The sequence below is a fragment of the Dyella sp. genome (assembly GCF_035277725.1).
In the GTDB taxonomy this organism is placed as follows: domain Bacteria; phylum Pseudomonadota; class Gammaproteobacteria; order Xanthomonadales; family Rhodanobacteraceae; genus Dyella_B.
The window spans coordinates 1-16,705 of sequence record NZ_DATEJY010000139.1 but is presented as its reverse complement, the minus strand read 5'-3'; the positions used below and the strand labels follow the sequence as shown (position 1 = coordinate 16,705).

The following is a 16,705-nucleotide window of genomic DNA, read 5'->3' as shown; positions in this document are numbered from 1 at the left end:
TTGCGTCGCGCTCAAGCAGCCCCATCTTCCGACCCCTTGCCTGTGGCATGGCAGCCGGAAAAATGGAAATGCTCAGGCACCGGATCGTTACCGCCCGAGCACAGCGGCTGACAGCGTAGTATCCGCCATCCGGCCAGCAAGCCGCCGCGCCATGGACCAAAGCGGGAGACAGCAATGCGTGCATAATCGGAGCAACTGGGGTAAAAGCGACAACGCTGTCCTAACAGAGGGCTCACGAAGCGCTTGTAGAGATTGAGCAGGAAGATAATCAATCGACTCACGGCGTTCACATGGCCGAAACCGCTTTGAGACCCAAGGGTGTAAGTATTCCAGAAGGTGTAAGTATCCCAAAGGGATGGTTGCCGGTGTGAAGGGTATTGGGCTATAACAGCCGGCCGCCAAGGCCAAAACGGTGAAGGTAAATGGCGAAAACCACGCATAATTCGACCGCCGCCAAGAACGCTGCAAAAGGGAAGGCTGCGGGCAAGAGCAACGACACCAAGGTCAGCAAGGCCAAGGTCGCTGCCCCCAAGTCCGTGAAAAAGGCGGCGCCGGCCAAGAAGGCCGCGGCGAAGAAAGCACCGGTCAAGGCGGTTGCCAAGAAGGCGGCGCCAGCGCCGGCCAAGAAGACCGTGGCCAAGCCAGTCGCCAAGGCGCAGCCAAAGCATGCCGAACCGGTCAAGGCGCCAGCAAAGAAGGCAGCCAAGCCAGAGGCCAAGAAGCCCGAGCCCAAGCACGCGACGCCTGCCCACAAGCCAGCGCCGGCACCGGTCAAGAAGGCGGCGGAAAAAACGCCCGCCAAGCCGGCGGCGCCGAAACCGGCACCGGCTCCGGCCGTGGCATCAAAGGCGACATCAGCTACACAAACTGCAACACCGCAAGCCGTATCATCACCTGCCGCCCGGCCCATTGCGGGTAAGGTGGCCAGCGCCGTGGGACCGTCCCCGGCGCCGCGCGTTGCGAATGCCACTGCGCAAAATTCCTCCAGCAAGAAACAAAAAACCACGCAGTCATCAATGAATAGCTCCGCTACAACGCTCGATAATGGTGTAACCCGCGAAGACGGCCGTTACGCCCTGCCCATCACCACGAACATCGATTTGCCTGCGGGCTATCGTCCTTCGTCCGACGAGGAGTACATGAATCCCCGTCACCTTGCGTACTTCCGCAACAAGCTGCGTACCTGGCGCGAGCAGTTGGTGGAAGAGTCGCGCCAGACCATGGAGAACCTCCGCGACGAGGTGCGTGACGTTGGCGATGAAGCCGAACGCGCGACCCGCGAAACGGAAAACTCGCTGGAGCTGCGCACGCGCGACCGCTACCGCAAGTTGATTTCCAAGATCGACAAGGCCTTGCGCCGCATCGAGGAAGGCCGTTACGGCTACTGCGAAGAGACCGATGAAGAAATCGGCCTCGAGCGCCTCGACGCCCGCCCGATCGCTACGCTGTCGCTGGATGCGCAGGAGCGCCGCGAACATCTGCAGAAGCAGATGGGCGACTGATACCCGCGATTCCAACGAGAATAAAAAGCCCCGCCAAGAGCGGGGCTTTTCGTAGGTTGGGGTGCGAACCCCAACATTGGAACAATGGACATAGCGATGTTGGGGTTTCACCCCAACCTACAGCGCTGCGGCAGCGTACGCCTTCAGCTTCACCAGCATCGCCGCCAAGCCATTCGATCGCGTCGGCGACAAATGCTTGGCCAAGCCGATTTCCTGGATGAACGCAGGCTCCGTAGCCACGATCTCGGCCGCTGGACGATCGGAATACACACGCAACACCAAGGCGATCAAACCGGAAACGATGGCCGAATCGCTGGTCGCGTCGAAGTGCATGTTGGAGGCATCGCCACTCGGCACCAGCCATACCATCGACTGGCAGCCATGCACGCGGTAATCCTCGGTCTTCTTGTCTTCCGGAAACGGCGGAAGCTGCTTGCCGAGGTCGATCAGGTATTGATAGCGCTCGGTCCAGTCGCCGAAGAAGGCAAACTCGTCGGCGATTTCCTGTTGAGCCTGGGCGGCGCTGGTTAGGGCAAGAGTGTTCATAAGTAAATTATCGCGCGGTCCGGCTTAGCTCGGGCCGAACCGGGCTATTTCAATGTTTCACCACGCTCCAGCGTGTGCCTTGGGCGCCATCTTCGATCACCACGCCCATGGCCGTCAGCTCCTCGCGGATTGCATCGGCTCGTGCAAAGTCGCGTGCGGCCCGTGCGGTGCGGCGTTCTTCCAGCAGCGCTTCGATACGCGCGGCATCGACCGCATGGCCGCCGGCCTGCTTGAACCAGGCTTCCGGATCCTGTTGCAGCAGGCCCAGCGCAGCGCCACCGCCGAGCAGGGCGGCTTTGGTTGCGGCGCCCGGGGTCTGGCGTGCGGCGTCGGCCAGCAACGAAAGTTCGGCCAGCGCCTGCGGGGTATTGAGGTCATCGCAAAGCGCGGCTTCCAGACGCTCCGGCACCGGTAGCGGTTGGTTCGCGTCGACAGCGATGTCGCTCAGTTCGCGCAGCACGCGGTACCAGCCATCCAGCGTGCTGATGGCCTGGGTGATGGCCGCCTCCGACCAGTCCAGCGGCTGGCGGTAGTGGCCGCGCAGCAGCAGCAGGCGCAACGCTTCGTGCGGATGCTGCTTGAGCAGCTCATGCACATGCAGCACGTTGCCCAGCGACTTGGACATCTTGCGCCCATCGAAGGTAAGCATGCCGTTGTGCAGCCACCAGCGCGCAAACACCTTGCCGCCATGCGCGCAGGTGGATTGGGCGATTTCGTTTTCGTGATGCGGAAACTGCAAATCCACGCCGCCGGCATGGATGTCGATGGTTTCGCCCAGATGCGCGGCGCTCATTGCCGAGCATTCGATATGCCAGCCGGGGCGCCCGCGGCCCCAGGGACTCTCCCAGCCGGGCAGCTCGGGCGTGGAAGGCTTCCACAGCACGAAGTCGGTGGGATTTCGTTTGTACGGCGCCACTTCCACGCGCGCGCCGGCGATCAACTCGTCCGTATCGCGGCCAGACAACTCCCCGTAGGCCGAATAGGAGGCCACGTCGAACAGCACGTGCCCCTCGGCCTCATAGGCGTGACCGTTGCCGATCAGCGTCTGGATCATCTCGATGATCTGGCCGATATGCGCGGTGGCGTGCGGCTCGACGTCCGGCTGGGCGATGCCCAGCCCGGCCATGTCCTCGCGGTACGCCTGGGCGAAGCGGCTGGTGATCTGGCCGATCGGCACGCCTTGCTCCAGCGCGGCGGCATTGATCTTGTCGTCCACATCGGTGATGTTGCGGGCGTAGACGACCCCGGCGTAATGCCGGCGCAGCAACTTCACCAGCACGTCGAACACCACCGGGCCGCGCGCGTTGCCGATATGGACATAGTTGTAGACCGTAGGCCCGCACAGATACACCGTCACCCGGTTCGGATCGAGCGGCGAAAACGGCTCGGTGCGACGGCTGAGGCTGTTGTAGAGCGAGATCGGCATGGCTGGGGCACGGTCGGGTCAATAAGCCCGCCATCTTATCAAGCTCTTGCGGCCGTGCTGCCGGGAAACGGCTTAAAGTTTCGCCAACCCGCCGCGAACAGGGCACTAAGTTACGGCAGTTCTAAGCGTGGATTCAGAGTGAATTTGCTGGAATTTCAACATGCGCCACGCGCGACTATTCCTCTTCCGGAGGCTATTCATGAATAACAAGATGCTGTTGATCCCCTTGCTTGCGCTGACCGTGATGTCCACGGGCGCGATGGCACAGCAAGACGGCTATCCGCCTCCGCCCCCGCCGCAGGGCGCCCCGGGCCCGGGGCCCGACAATGCGCACTATGCCTGGGCTGACGTGCTGCGCGTCGATCCGGTCTATGGCGTCGCCCGCACGTCCACGCCCAGCACGCAGTGCTATGACCAGCAGGTAGTGCAGCAGACGCCGGGCAATAAGGGCGTGGGCACCGTGCTCGGTGCTGTTGTTGGTGGTGTGCTTGGCAGCACCATCGGCCATGGCCGCGGCAACACGGCGGCGATCGTGGGCGGCGCGGTGGCGGGCGGTGCGGTTGGCAACTCCGTTTCCAGCGGCGGCCAGACCTACACCAGTAACCAGACGGTCTGCCAGCCGGTAACCCAGGTCAGCGAGCAGCGCCAGATCATCGGCTACGACGTGGAATACCGCTATCACGGCGACGTTTACATGTCGCGCCTCAGCTACGACCCAGGCGAGCGCCTGCGGGTGCGGGTCAGCGTTTCGCCGGCCGATTGAGCTGCGTCACAGCCACCTATCAGGCGACCGTTGCCCCCGGCACGGTCGCCTTTCTTTTGTGAAAAATTTTCTGTTGCATGACAACGAGAATCCCGTCATGATGGCTGTTCAACCACCCGGAAGCCTCATGTCTTCAGCCGTCTATACCGCTACCGTGCTCACCAGCGCCCGCATGGCCGCTGGCATGACGTCGCGTGCGCGCCGACCGCTGAATCGACATTCGGCCGGGTAGGCTGTCGCCACGTTGCATGTGTATTACGACGACTAAACCCGGCCCTCGCGCCGGGTTTTTTGTTTTTTGGACTGGAGTCAACGATGTCACTTCGTCATTTCCTTACCACTCAGGATTACGGTCGCGCCGAGATCGATGCGCTGCTTGAACAGGCTGCTGCATTCAAGCGCTCGCCGCGTGGCCAGCAACTGGCCGGAAAATCGGTGGCGTTGCTGTTCTTCAATCCCTCGATGCGTACGCGCACGAGCTTCGAGCTGGGTGCGTTCCATCTGGGTGGTCATGCCATCGTGCTATCGCCGGGCAAGGATGCATGGCCGATCGAATTCCGCCCCAACGTGGTGATGGATGGTGAAGCGGAAGAACACATTGCCGAAGTGGCACGCGTGCTGAGCCGCTACGTCGATTTGATTGCCGTGCGCGCCTTCCCGAAATTCCAGGATTGGTCGGTGGATCGCGAAGATGCCGTCATCAAGGCATTCGCCCAATACGCCACCGTGCCCGTGATCAACATGGAAACCATCACGCATCCGTGCCAGGAGCTGGCGCATGCGCTGGCGCTGAAAGAACGCTTCGGCGATCTCACCGGCCGCAAATATGTGCTGACCTGGACCTATCACCCCAAGCCGCTGAACACCGCGGTGGCTAACTCTGCACTGCTGATTGCCACCAAGATGGGCATGAACGTCACGCTGCTGTGCCCCACGCCCGACTACGTGCTGGACGAGCGCTACATGGCCTTCGGCGAACAGAACGCGAAGGACAATGGCGGCTCGCTTACCGTCAGCCATAACATCGAAGAGGCCTATCGCGGCGCCGACGTGGTGTACGCCAAAAGCTGGGGCGCACTGCCGTTCTTCGGCCGTTGGGAGCAGGAAAAGCCGATCCGCGATGCGCACAAGCATTTCATCGTCGACGAAGCCAAGATGGCGCTCACCAACAACGGCGTCTTCAGTCATTGCCTGCCATTGCGCCGGAACATCAAGGCCACCGATGCGGTGATGGATTCCCCGGCCTGCATCGCCATCGATGAAGCCGAGAATCGTCTGCACGTGCAGAAGGCCGTGATGGCTTCGCTGATCGCGCAACGCTGAGCCACATCATGTATCTGCCCAAATCTTTCCATGAAACGCGGCCGGACGTATTGCACGCGCTGATGCGCGACTATCCGTTTGCCACCATCGTCATGCATGGGAACGACGGCTTGGTGGCGAATCACGTGCCGCTGGAGCTGGTCAGCGATACATCGCTGCACGGACACGTGGCGCGCGGCAACGAGTTGGCGAAAGCCGATGGCGCAGAAGTACTGGTGATCTTCCATGGTGTGGATGGCTACGTCAGTCCCAGCTGGTATCCGAGCAAGCACGAAACCGGCCGCGAAGTGCCTACCTGGAACTATGCGGTGATACACGTGCACGGCCGCTTGCGCGTAGTGGAAGACCAGGCTTGGCTGCGCCAATTGCTGGAACGTTTGACCGATCGCCACGAGGCATCGCAACCCAAGCCATGGCACGTCAGCGATGCGCCGGAAGATCACATCGAAAAAATGCTGCGCCTGATCGTAGGCATCGACATCGCGATCGACGGCATCGAGGGCAAGTTCAAGCTGAGCCAGAATCATCCGGATGCCAATCGCGCGGGCGTATTGAAAGGCTTGGCCGAGCGCAATGGACGGCGGGATGCCGAACTGGCCGAGCTGATGCAGCACACCGAGGAGCGCCGGCATGAGCGATAAGCAGCATGAGTACCCCGTTCAAGTGGTCTGGACCGGCAATCACGGCAGCGGCACCAAAACCTATCAGGGCTACGGTCGCGAGCATGAAGTCCGCGTCGCCGGCAAACCGGTGATTGCCGGCTCGTCCGACGCGGCCTTTCGTGGTGACGGCAGCAAGCACAATCCCGAAGACATGCTGGTGGCCGCGCTATCGAGCTGCCACATGCTCTGGTATCTGCACCTTGCTGCCGTAGCGGGCGTGGTGGTGACCGACTATGTCGATGATGCCGTCGGTACCTTGCAGGAGCGTGGCAACGATGGCCGTTTCACCGACGTCGTACTGCGTCCACGCGTCACCATTACCGTCGACAGCGATCCCGAAACCGCCAAGCGCGTGCACGACGACGCGCACCATGCGTGCTTCATCGCCAACTCCGTCAATTTTCCGGTGCGCTGCGAACCACGCATTGTCATCGAATCCGTGTAAACCACCTTTCTTTTTGGATCTCGCATCATGAGCAAAGATATCGTTCTGGCCTTCTCCGGCGGTCTCGACACCAGCTTTTGCATTCCCTACCTGCAGGAACGCGGCTGGGCCGTGCATACCGTGTTCGCCGATACCGGTGGCGTGGATGCCGAAGAGCGGGCCTATATCGAAGCGCGCGCCAAGGAATTGCAGGCCGCCAGCCACGTCACCATCGACGGCGGCCCGGCGATCTGGAACGGTTTCGTCAAGCCGTTCGTGTGGGCTGGCGAAGGCTACCAGGGCCAATATCCGCTGCTGGTATCCGACCGTTATCTGATCGTGGACGCCGCGCTCAAGCGTTGCGCCGAGCTGGGCACCAAGGCGATCGCGCACGGCTGCACCGGCATGGGTAACGATCAGGTGCGTTTCGATCTGGCCGTGAAAGCACAGGGCGATTACGACATCGTGGCGCCGATCCGCGAGATCCAGAAAGAACACACTGAAGTGCGCGCCTACGAGCAGAAATACCTGGAAGCCAAGGGTTTCGGCGTGCGCGCAAAACAGAAGGCCTACACCATCAATGAAAACCTGCTCGGCGTGACCATGTCCGGCGGCGAGATCGATCGCTGGCAGACGCCGGGCGAAGGCGCCGTAGGCTGGTGCAAGCCGCGTTCCGAATGGCCGTCCCAATCGCTGCGCCTGAAGCTCAGCTTCGTCAACGGCGAAGCCGTCGCGCTGGACGGCGAAAAGATCGAAGGCCACAAGCTGCTAGCCAAGCTCAATGGCGTGTTGGCGCAGTACGGCGTGGGCCGCGGCCTCTACACGGGCGATACCACCATCGGCCTCAAGGGCCGCATCATTTTCGAAGCGCCGGGCCTTACTGCACTGCTGGTTGCGCATCGCGCACTGGAAGAAGCCGTGCTGACCAAGCAGCAGAATCGCTTCAAGCCGGACGTGGCACGCAAGTGGGTGGAACTGGTTTACGAAGGCTTCTTCCACGATCCGCTGAAGACCGATCTGGAAGCGTTCCTCGCCTCGAGCCAGTCGACCGTCAATGGCGACGTGGTGCTGGAAACCAGCGGCGGCATCATCAATGCAGTCGCGGTGGAGTCCAAGCACATCCTCAATGCCAAGGGCGCCACTTACGCGCAGGCGGCCGATTGGGGCGTGGCGGAAGCGGAAGGCTTCATCAAGTTGTTCGGCATGAGCAGCACGTTGTGGGCTGAGGTGAACCGATGAGTGCTGCGGGACTCGGGACTCGGGACTCGGGACTCGGTGCAGCGCTGCTCGACGCGACGCTGAAGCATTTGCGCGCACTGGTGTCGTTCGATACGCGCAATCCGCCGCGCTCGATCGGTACCGGCGGCATCTTCGACTATCTGCGCGAACAGCTGCCGGGTTTCGACGTACGCGTGACCGATTACGGTGCGGGCGCAGTCACACTCTATGCCGTGCGCGGCAAGCCGAAGTATTTGTTCAACGTGCATCTGGATACCGTGCCGGACTCGCCGCACTGGACGCGCGATCCACATGTGCTGGACGTGACGGAAGACCGTGCGATCGGCCTTGGCGCTTGCGATATCAAGGGCGCGGCAGCCGCATTGCTTGCCGTGGCGAACGCCTGCCAAGGCGATCTGGCCTTGCTGCTCTCTACCGATGAAGAAGCCAACGATCCGCGCTGTATTGCCGGTTTTCTCAAAGAGGGACACGCTTACGACGCAGTGATCGTGGCCGAGCCCACCTGCGGCGAAGCGGTGCTGGCGCATCGAGGCATCCATTCCGTGCAGATGCGCTTCACCGGCCAGGCAGGGCACGCGTCGGGTGAAATCAAGGCGAGCGACAGCGCGGTGCATCAAGCCATCCGCTGGGGCGCTGCCGCACTGGATCATGTCGAAAGCCTCTCGCACGAACGCTTCGGCGGCCTTACCGGCTTGCGCTTCAACATCGGCCGTGTCGAGGGCGGCATCAAGGCGAACATGATCGCGCCCACCGCCGATGTGCGTTTTGGTTTTCGCCCGCTGCCGAGCATGGATCCGGACCAGTTGCTGGAAACCTTCCGTACGCTGGTTGAACCCACGCCGGTCACCTACGAGGAACTGTTCCGCGGCATGTCGCTTCCCGCCGGCGATGTTCCCAATGCCGAAGCACGTCGCCTTGCCGCGCGCGACATGGCCGATGAACTCGGCATTCCCGTCGGCAATGCCGTGAACTTCTGGACCGAAGCGGCGCTGTTTTCCGAAGCCGGTTATATCTCCTTCGTCTACGGCCCCGGCGGTATCGCGCAGGCACACACCGCCGACGAATGGGTCGCGCTGGATCAATTGCAAACGTACGCCCAAACCATCTACGAGATCGTGAACCGTGGAAGCGCATAAGAACACTCGCCAGACCATTGTGCGTCTGCTCTCCGCCATGGGCAGCGCCAAGGAAATCCAGCAATACCTCAAGCGCTTTTCGCAGCTCGATGCCAAGCGCTTCGCCGTGGTGAAAGTCGGCGGTGCGGTGTTGCGCGACGAGCTCAACGATCTGACCTCATCGCTGACCTTTCTGCAGCAGGTGGGGCTGACGCCGATCGTGCTGCATGGTGCCGGTCCCCAGCTGGACGAAGAATTGCAGGCTGCAGGCATCACCAAGCAAACCGTCAACGGCCTGCGCGTCACCTCGCCGAAAGCCCTGGGCATCGTGCGCCGCGTGTTCCAGCAGCAGAACCTGCGCCTGGTCGAAGCACTGCAGGCAATGGATACGCGTGCCACTTCGGTGCCGTCTGGTGTGTTCATGTCCAGCTTTCTGGACAAGGACGTCTACGGCATGGTCGGCAAGGTCGACAGCATCAACCTGGCGCCGATCGAAGCGAGTCTGCGCGCGGGCTCGATTCCGGTGATCGCGAGCCTCGGTGAAACGGACGAAGGGCAGTTTCTCAACATCAACGCTGACTTTGCGGCCAACGAACTGGTGCGTGTGCTGCAGCCCTACAAGATCGTCTTCCTGACCGGTACCGGTGGGTTGCTCGACGACCAGGGCCAGATCATCGATTCGATCAATCTGAGCACCGAGTTCGAGCATCTGATCCAGCAACCGTGGATCAACGGCGGCATGCGTGTGAAGATCGAGCAGATTGCCGATCTGCTGCAAAGCCTGCCGCTGACCTCGTCGGTGTCGATCACGCGTCCATCCGAACTGGCGAAGGAACTGTTCACCCACAAAGGTTCCGGCACGCTGGTGCGCCGTGGCGAGAAAGTGTTCCGCTTTGCAAGCTGGGAGGGCGTGGACCAGGTACGCATGCGCGAACTGATCGAATCCAGCTTTGGCCGCAAGGTGGTCGACGATTACTTTGCGCGCACCAAGCCCTATCGCATCTACGTCAGCGAAAACTATCGCGCTGCGATGATCCTCACCACCGAGGATGGCCTGATCTACCTCGACAAGTTCGCCGTGCTCGACGATGCGCAAGGCGAAGGCCTCGGCCGCGCCGTATGGCAGGTGATGCGCGAGGAAAACCCGCAGCTGTTCTGGCGTTCGCGCCACGGCAACGCCATCAATCATTTCTACTACGCCGAGTCGGACGGCTGCTACAAGCAGGAACGCTGGAAGGTGTTCTGGTACGGCCTGGACGGCTTCGACACGATCGCGCGCTGCGTCGAGCACTGCGCTACACGCCAACCCACCTTGATCGACTGACGACCATGGCTACTTCCGAAAAACGCATCGGCATCGTTGGCGCGCGCGGCCATACCGGCGCGGAACTGATCCGCCTGGTGGCAGCGCATCCGTCGCTGGATTTGGCCTACGTGTCCTCGCGCGAGCTAAACGGACAACGCGTGGAAGATCACGTCGAAGCGTACAAGGGCGAACTGCGCTACAGCTCGCCGGCGCATGAAGAACTGCCTTCACTCGATGCCGACGTGGTAGTGCTGGCGCTGCCGAATGGCAAAGCATCGGTTTGCGTGGAGGCATTCGACGCGGCCGGTAAAGATCCAGTCATCGTGGATCTTTCGGCGGACTATCGCTTCGACAACAGCTGGTATTACGGCTTGCCCGAACTCACCCGCAACAAATGGCGCGGCGAGAAGCGCATCAGCAATCCCGGTTGTTATGCCACGGCGATCCAGCTTTCCGTCGCGCCGCTCAAGGACGTGCTGGCCGCGCCGCCGGTGTGCTTCGGTGTCTCCGGCTACTCCGGTGCCGGCACCACGCCTTCCGACAAGAACAACCCGGAAAAGCTGCGCGACAACCTGATGCCGTATTCGCTTACCGGGCATATGCATGAGAAGGAAGCGAGCCGGCATCTCGGTATCCCGGTGGAGTTCATGCCACACGTGGCGCCGCATTTCCGTGGCCTTACCGTTACCACCAATCTGTATCTTTCGCGTGCATTGAAACGTGAGGACGTGCTCGCGCGTTTCCAGCATGCCTACGAAGGCGAACAGCTGGTGCGCGTGCTGGATGATGCGCCCTGGGTGAGTTTGATCGCCGGCAAGCATCACGCCGAGATCGGTGGCTTTGTGATGTCCACGGACGGCAGGCGAGTCGTCATCGTTGCCACGTTGGATAACTTGCTAAAGGGCGCTGCGACGCAGGCGATGCAGAACATCAATCGGGCGATTGGCGTGGATGAATACACGTCGATCCCCATCCTCGCCTGATCTAAGCCCTCTCTCCCCTCCGGGGAGAGAGCTGGGGTGAGGGGCTTGGCTTGCCGAGAACCAGAATACGTCGAGGCATCCTTTAGAACGCTTCCAATTTCTTTATTCAACATCACTGCAAGATTCTTCCCTCACCCCAACCCTCTCCCCGGAGGGGAGAGGGGGCAAAAACAACGAGACTCACCCTATGACCGACCTTCTTTGGCAAAAAGCCGGCGTCGAAACCAACGCGAAAATCATGAAGTTTCTCGCCGGTGACGATGTGCTGCTGGACCGCGAGTTCTTCCTGCACGACATCACCGCCAGCAAGGCGCACGTGGAAGGCCTGGCCAACATCGGGGTCGTCAGCGCGCAAGAGGCGGAAGACCTGAAGCGCGAACTCGACATACTGGCCGAGGATTTCCGCGCCGGCCGCTTCGTGCTGGACGAGCGCTACGAAGACGGCCATTCCGCCATCGAAGCGCGGCTTACCGAGCGCCTCGGCGATGCCGGCCGTCGCGTGCACACGGGCCGCAGCCGCAACGACCAGATCCTGGTTGCCACGCGCCTGTGGCTGAAGGAAAAGCTGGCGCTGCTGGGAGCGCACTGCCGCAGCATTGCCGACGTGTGCTTGCAGCGCGCCGCGCAACCGTCATTGCCATTGCCGGGCTACACCCATCTGCAACGCGCGGTGGTGTCGTCCACGGCGATGTGGTTTGCCGGCTTCGCCGAAGGCTTTGTCGACAACGCCTGGCGCGCCAAACAGACCGCTGCATGGATCGATGCCAATCCGCTTGGCACCGCCGCCGGCTACGGCGTCAACCTGCCGCTGGACCGTGCGCATACCACGCAGGCGCTGGGTTTCGGCCGCATGCAGGTGTCGCCCATCTACGCGCAACTTTCGCGCGGCAAGTTCGAGATGGCGGTGATGGAAGCCTTGAGCAGCGCGATGCTCGATGCGCGCCGCCTGGCCTGGGACTTGTCGCTGTTCACCACGGCGGAATTCAACTTCGTGTCGCTGCCATCGGAATACACCACCGGCAGCTCGATCATGCCCAACAAGCGCAACCCGGACGTCGTAGAGCTGCTGCGCGCTTCCTATGCCACGGTTGCCGCTGCGCGTTGCGAAATCGAACAGCTGCTTTCGCTCCCGTCGGGTTACCAGCGCGATCTGCAGTTCTCCAAGGGCTCGCTGTTCCATGGCGTCACGCACGGCCTCGCCGCATTGGAACTGCTGCCGGATCTGCTCGCGCGCATGCAATGGAACGAGGCCGCGATGCGCGCCGCGATCGAGCCGGCGATGTACGCCACCGACGTCGCCATCGAGCAGGCTGCCGCAGGTGTTCCGTTCCGCGAAGCCTACCGTGCTGCGGCGCAAGCTGCGCAGGAAGCGGGGCAGGGACGTACACCTGAATCCAGCCTCGCGGCGCGCACCTCGCCGGGTGCAGGTAACGACGTGCAGTTGGCGGTATTGCGGCAGCGTCTCGACAGCCTGGCGTCATAGCGAACCGACATGAACACTATCCGTTTGCCCGAGCACAACCTGCCTGCATGGCGCCGCGCCGTGCTGAAAGTCGGCAGCAATTTGCTCGCCGCCGACGGCGGTGGCCTTACGCCGCTTTACGCGCAAGCCTTGGCCGGTTTTATCAGCGCCAGTCAGCGCGCAGGCCGTGAGGTGGTACTGGTTTCCTCCGGTGCCGTGGCTGCCGGCCGTGCCTTGCTGCGCATGCGCACGGCACCCGGGCCGGAACTCGCTGCGAAGCAGGCGTTGGCCGCGTTGGGCCAGGCGCCGATGATCGCCTTGTGGCAACGCCTGTCGGAGCAGCCCGTCGCGCAAGTGCTGCTGACACATGATGACTTGCGCAACCGGCGCCGTTACCTCAACGCGCGTGCAACGTTGCGCGAGTTGCTGATGCTGGGCGTGCTGCCGGTCGTCAACGAAAACGACACGGTGGCCGTGGACGAACTCAAGCTCGGCGACAACGACAATCTTGCCGCCATCGTCGCTGCCCTGGTCGATGCGGATTTGCTGCTCATCGCCTCGGATGTGGATGCGCTCTACAACGCCGATCCCCGCCGCGATCCCACAGCCGAACCGATTGGCCATGTGCCGCAGCTGACCGCGCAGATCATCGCCATGGCGGGCGGCAGCGGCACTACGGTAGGCACCGGCGGCATGCGGACCAAGCTCCAGGCTGCCGAAAAGGCGGCCGCAGCCGGCATTCCCACGGCGCTGTTCAGCGGCCGCGAGCTGGCAACGGTCAAGGCCTTGGAAGAAGGGCAACTGCGCGGCACATTGATCGATGTCGCCGGCAATCGCATGCAGGCACGCAAATATTGGTTGCGTCACGCACCGACCGGCAGCGGCCGCATCAGCGTTGATGCAGGCGCCGTGCGCGCACTGACCGGTGGGCGGGCGTCACTGCTGCCTGGCGGCATTCTCGACGTGGCAGGCGAGTTTCATCGCGGCGACCTGATCGAAATCGTCGACGCGCAAGACCGGCCCGTGGCACGCGGACTGTGCCAGTACGGTGCGGCGGAAGTGCGTCGTCTGGTCGGGCGGCACAGCCGCGATATCGCATCCATCCTCGGCTACAGCTATGGCGATGAAATCGTGCATCGCGACGATCTGGCCACCATTGCAGGAGACTCGGAAGCATGAGCGAGATTCGACATCTGGCCCTGGCCTGCAAGGACGCTGCGCAGGCCATGTTCGCCCTCGATACGGATACCAAGCGCAAGCTGCTGCATGACATGGCGGCTGCGCTGGAAACGCAGCGCGATACCATCCTCGGCGCGAACGCACGCGACCTGCAGCACGCTACAGCAAAAGGCACGCAAGGCGCGATGCTCGATCGACTGCGTCTGGATGAAGCCCGCATCACGGGGGTTGCCAACGCCGTGCGCGAGATCGCTGCCTTGCCCGATCCCGTCGGCCTGGTTACTCGGCGCGAAACGCGTCCGAACGGCATTGAGGTGGAACGCGTGCGCATCCCGCTCGGCGTGATCGCGATGATCTACGAAGCACGCCCCAACGTCACCGCAGACGCTGCCGCCCTATGCCTGATGGCCGGCAATGCCGTGATCCTGCGCGGTGGTTCTGAGGCCTTGCATTCCAACGTCGCGATCGCGTCGGCCCTGCACATGGCCTTGGAAAAGCATGACCTTCCCGCTGCGGCGGTGACGCTGATCGAAGATCTACGCCGCGAGACGATGGAGGAACTGCTGCAGCTCAGCGATATCGTGGACCTGGCCATTCCACGCGGCGGCGAAGGCCTGATCCGTTTCGTCGCCGAACATGCACGCGTGCCGGTGATCAAGCATTACAAAGGTGTTTGCCATTTGTACGTCGATGCCTCGGCCGATGAAGCACTGGCCTTGAATTTGCTGGTCGATGGCAAGACCTCGCGCCCCGGCGTCTGCAATGCGCTGGAAACCTTGCTCGTCCATCGCGACATCGCGGCATCGTTTGTGCCCAAGGCGATGCAGGCACTGCAGGGGCGTGGCGTCGAAGTGCGCGGTTGCGAGCGTTCGCGCGCGCTGGTCGAGGGCATGCGTCCCGCCACCGACGACGACTACGCTGCCGAATTCCTCGATCTCATCATTGCTGTACGCGTCGTCGATGATCTCGGTATGGCCATCGGCCATATCCAGCGCTTCGGTTCCGATCACACCGAGGTCATCGTCACCCGCGACGACGATGCCGCGCGCCGCTTCGTGCAAACGATCCGCTCGGCGGTGGTCATGGTCAATGCGTCGTCGCGCTTTTCCGATGGCGGTGAATTGGGCCTCGGCGCCGAAATCGGTATTTCCACCACGCGCTTGCACGCCTATGGACCCATGGGCGCCGAAGCGCTGACGGTGGAGCGCTTTGTGGTGCGTGGCGACGGGCAAGTCAGGCATCCGCAGAGCCGTCTGTGAACGGCAAGAAAGCCAGAGCATGGGAAATGAGGCATCTATGATTGACGTTGTACGTCCTGCGCGGGAGCAACTGGAGGCCTACAACGCGCGCGACATCGAGCGCTTCATGCAATGCTGGGCCGATGACTGCCGCTATTACGCCTTCCCGTCTGAGCTGCTCGCGCAAGGAGCTGCGCAGATTCGCGAACGGCACATCGAGCGTTTCAAGGAACCGGATTTGCATGGTCGCCTGGTCAATCGCATGGTGGTCGGCAATACGGTGATCGACCAGGAAGTCGTCACACGGAATTTTCCCGAAGCCATCGGCGAAGTCGACGTGATCGCGATATATGAAGTCGAAAAGGACCGGATCGCCAGAGCCTGGTTCAAGGTGGGACCACGCCGAATGCAAAAGTCGATTGAAAACCCCGCCGAGTCTTAGACCGGCGGGGTCGCTGTACCGGCTACCAAAGTCCAGCGATTACAACAAACAATCGATCAACCCTTCATGGATCGTGCGATGGGTGCGCGGCAACAGCTGATGCATGGGCTCGGAGCCTTTCAACGCATTCATGAGCTCCTGCGCGGAAGTGTCGGGCGCAAGCGGGCTGGGGCATTGCCATTGGCGGCTGTCCACGATGACGTGTCCCGTTTCCGGATCGACCCTTTCGTTACTTGCTGCGAGCACCCAGATGCATTGGCCGATAAGGCCGGTGGCTGTTTCAACGGAGCAGCGGTAGCGGAGTGCCTCAATATTGGTGTATTCGCCCGAGCAATAGGTGTCGGGACATGTGTCGTTGAAGTTGCGCTTGAGTTGATAGATGGTGTCGAACCATGCGTTCTGTTCCTGCCACGTTGGCAGGTAATCCATCATATCGACGTATCGCGCCGCGTTTGTGGTGCTCTGTGCGTTCTGGCCATTGGGCGCTGAAGCCGCGGATGCCGTACCGAAAAGGCTCAGCGCCAGCATAAGAATCCACCATCGGCTCGATGAGTGCATGAAAGAACGAATACGCATACTGCCATCTCCTTATGTTTAAGAAGTCTCGGGTGTGTGCGCCGGTGTGCGACGCACGTTTGTTTTAGCAATACCCGTGAGCTGGCAGATAGAAGTTGCTTTCGTTGCGTTTCGTAAGTGTCGGGCGCGGTCGTTGTCGGCGGCGCTACCGCCATGGCGCCAACGTGAGGGTACTTCTATAAATCGACACGTCCGTTTCCGAGGTGCGCCGGGGTGACGAGATTCGCGTAGGCTGGGATGCAATCCCAGCATTCCCATATATGGTGATGCTGGGATTGCATCCCAGCCTACGCACTCATGTTCTCAGCGTGGGCTTTCCAATGGCGCACGGCTTCGACGAACGCCAGACAATCCGCAAACCGGTTGTACAGCGGTGCCGGCGAGATGCGGATGACATCCGGTTCGCGCCAGTCGCCGATGATGCCGTGTTCGATCAGGTAGTCGAACAAGGCGCGCCCTTCAGCGCGGCCGCCGAGCACGCGGATGGAGAGTTGCGAGCCGCGGCGTTCGGGTGCTGCG

At 61.9% G+C, this 16,705-nt stretch carries 17 protein-coding genes and 1 pseudogene; 13 read left to right on the top strand and 5 right to left on the bottom strand.

Annotated elements, in window-relative coordinates; genetic code table 11:
- Positions 1-11: 11 nt before the first annotated feature.
- Positions 12-440 (bottom strand): membrane protein insertion efficiency factor YidD, encoded by a 429-nt coding sequence (gene yidD / locus VJR68_RS22065; protein ID WP_414647778.1) that lies wholly within the window; start codon positions 438-440, stop codon positions 12-14.
- Between yidD and dksA the strand changes: the two genes are divergently transcribed.
- The gene (gene dksA / locus VJR68_RS12710) at positions 423-1,502 is read left to right on the top strand and encodes an RNA polymerase-binding protein DksA (protein WP_324148127.1); all 1,080 of its coding nucleotides are present in this window, start codon (positions 423-425) and stop codon (positions 1,500-1,502) included. The two genes, yidD and dksA, sit on opposite strands and share 18 nt — an antisense overlap.
- Before the next feature lie 117 nt (positions 1,503-1,619).
- Here dksA and VJR68_RS12705 read toward each other — a convergent pair whose 3' ends face one another.
- On the bottom strand, positions 1,620-2,048 hold the full coding sequence (locus VJR68_RS12705; RefSeq protein WP_324148125.1) for a SufE family protein: 429 nt from the start codon (positions 2,046-2,048) through the stop codon (positions 1,620-1,622).
- Positions 2,049-2,097: 49 nt separating this feature from the next.
- Positions 2,098-3,474, bottom strand: coding sequence for a cysteine--tRNA ligase (cysS, locus tag VJR68_RS12700; RefSeq protein WP_324148123.1), 1,377 nt, complete (start codon positions 3,472-3,474; stop codon positions 2,098-2,100).
- Positions 3,475-3,673: 199 nt separating this feature from the next.
- Here cysS and VJR68_RS12695 point away from each other — a divergent pair, with 199 nt between their 5' ends.
- The 12 genes from VJR68_RS12695 (at position 3,674) to VJR68_RS12640 (ending at position 15,610) form a co-directional block, all read left to right on the top strand.
- On the top strand, positions 3,674-4,237 hold the full coding sequence (locus tag VJR68_RS12695; RefSeq protein WP_324148121.1) for a glycine zipper 2TM domain-containing protein: 564 nt from the start codon (positions 3,674-3,676) through the stop codon (positions 4,235-4,237).
- A gap of 315 nt (positions 4,238-4,552) precedes the next feature.
- On the top strand, positions 4,553-5,560 hold the full coding sequence (locus VJR68_RS12690; protein ID WP_324148119.1) for an N-acetylornithine carbamoyltransferase: 1,008 nt from the start codon (positions 4,553-4,555) through the stop codon (positions 5,558-5,560).
- Positions 5,561-5,568: 8 nt separating this feature from the next.
- Positions 5,569-6,201: an FMN-binding negative transcriptional regulator gene (locus tag VJR68_RS12685; RefSeq protein ID WP_324148117.1), complete on the top strand. Its 633-nt coding sequence runs from the start codon at positions 5,569-5,571 to the stop codon at positions 6,199-6,201.
- A complete protein-coding gene (locus tag VJR68_RS12680) occupies positions 6,191-6,667 on the top strand; it encodes an OsmC family protein (RefSeq protein WP_324148115.1) in 477 nt (158 codons plus the stop codon). The genes VJR68_RS12685 and VJR68_RS12680 overlap by 11 nt, the downstream gene beginning before the upstream one ends.
- Positions 6,668-6,691: 24 nt before the next feature.
- Entirely contained in the window at positions 6,692-7,885 is a 1,194-nt protein-coding gene (locus VJR68_RS12675; protein WP_324148166.1) for an argininosuccinate synthase, read from the top strand.
- Positions 7,882-9,021, top strand: coding sequence for an acetylornithine deacetylase (locus tag VJR68_RS12670; RefSeq protein WP_324148112.1), 1,140 nt, complete (start codon positions 7,882-7,884; stop codon positions 9,019-9,021). Before VJR68_RS12675 ends, VJR68_RS12670 begins: the two co-directional genes overlap by 4 nt.
- 37 nt (positions 9,022-9,058) lie before the next feature.
- Positions 9,059-10,324, top strand: a complete 1,266-nt coding sequence (locus VJR68_RS12665; RefSeq protein ID WP_324148165.1) for an acetylglutamate kinase — start codon at positions 9,059-9,061, stop codon at positions 10,322-10,324.
- A gap of 5 nt (positions 10,325-10,329) precedes the next feature.
- Positions 10,330-11,289, top strand: coding sequence for an N-acetyl-gamma-glutamyl-phosphate reductase (gene argC, locus VJR68_RS12660; protein ID WP_324148110.1), 960 nt, complete (start codon positions 10,330-10,332; stop codon positions 11,287-11,289).
- A 187-nt stretch (positions 11,290-11,476) separates the two neighbouring features.
- The gene (gene argH / locus VJR68_RS12655) at positions 11,477-12,772 is read left to right on the top strand and encodes an argininosuccinate lyase (protein ID WP_324148108.1); all 1,296 of its coding nucleotides are present in this window, start codon (positions 11,477-11,479) and stop codon (positions 12,770-12,772) included.
- Positions 12,773-12,781: 9 nt separating this feature from the next.
- Complete coding sequence (gene proB / locus VJR68_RS12650) at positions 12,782-13,930, top strand: glutamate 5-kinase (RefSeq protein ID WP_324148107.1); 1,149 nt, start codon at positions 12,782-12,784, stop codon at positions 13,928-13,930.
- Entirely contained in the window at positions 13,927-15,189 is a 1,263-nt protein-coding gene (locus VJR68_RS12645; protein ID WP_324148105.1) for a glutamate-5-semialdehyde dehydrogenase, read from the top strand. The genes proB and VJR68_RS12645 overlap by 4 nt, the downstream gene beginning before the upstream one ends.
- Positions 15,190-15,226: 37 nt before the next feature.
- Entirely contained in the window at positions 15,227-15,610 is a 384-nt protein-coding gene (locus VJR68_RS12640) for a nuclear transport factor 2 family protein (protein WP_324148103.1), read from the top strand.
- A gap of 39 nt (positions 15,611-15,649) precedes the next feature.
- Here the strand turns inward: VJR68_RS12640 and VJR68_RS12635 are convergent, their stop codons facing one another.
- Both VJR68_RS12635 and VJR68_RS12630 read right to left on the bottom strand, forming a co-directional pair.
- Positions 15,650-16,186, bottom strand: a complete 537-nt coding sequence (locus tag VJR68_RS12635) for a hypothetical protein (RefSeq protein WP_324148101.1) — start codon at positions 16,184-16,186, stop codon at positions 15,650-15,652.
- A 287-nt stretch (positions 16,187-16,473) separates the two neighbouring features.
- Positions 16,474-16,705, bottom strand: a pseudogene (locus VJR68_RS12630) (kynureninase); the annotation flags it as partial.